Source organism: Caballeronia arvi (genome assembly GCF_001544695.2).
In the GTDB taxonomy this organism is placed as follows: Bacteria; Pseudomonadota; Gammaproteobacteria; order Burkholderiales; family Burkholderiaceae; genus Caballeronia; species Caballeronia arvi.
The window spans coordinates 1-660 of the sequence record NZ_FCOM02000323.1 but is presented as its reverse complement, the minus strand read 5'-3'; the positions used below and the strand labels follow the sequence as shown (position 1 = coordinate 660).

The 660-nt window shown below is 55.6% G+C and carries 1 protein-coding gene; it reads left to right on the top strand.

All coding sequences use genetic code 11. The features are described from left to right. The coding region (locus AWB74_RS45145) for an IS66 family transposase (protein WP_143749578.1) at positions 1-576 on the top strand (576 nt) is incomplete at its 5' end. Between the last annotated feature and the right edge of the window lie 84 nt (positions 577-660).

The window sequence follows — 660 nt, the reverse complement described above, 5'->3', positions numbered from 1 at the left end:
CCAGATAAGGATCACGCCCGACGATACGTATTCAATGTGCATGAGACCGCCCCATCGGACACCACGAAGCGATGGCTTGACATGATCGGCGATCTCTACGAAATCGAGACTGCTATCCGCGGTAAGCCACCCGATGAGCGGCGACGCGTCAGGCAAGAGAAGAGCAAACCGCTGCTTGATGCCATCGAGACGTCGATGAGGGAGAAGCTAGCGACGCTATGGCCGAAAGCGCCATTAGTCGAAGCCATTAATTACTCTCTGAATCGCTGGGACGGACTCACGCTATTCTGTGATGATGGCCGCGCCGAGATAAGCAACGTACTTGCCGAAAACGCTTTGCGATGTGTAGCTCTTGGTCGGCGCAATTTTATGTTTGCTGGCTCGGACAGTGGTGGTGAACGAGCCGCCGCGATGTACAGCCTCATCGGCTCGTGCAAATTGAACGACGTCAATCCACGCACCTACCTAGAATACGTGCTCACGCACATCGCAGATCATCGGGCCAACCGCATCGACGAATTGTTGCCCTGGAACGTCGTGAAGCATCTGCGCAGGCCTGCAAGTCTCAACCCTTGATCCCTTCTGCCAGGCGCCACTGCGCAGGTGCTGCGTTTTAACGTCTGTCTAGGAAAATCTCAACGGCCCTCACGCGACGCTTAC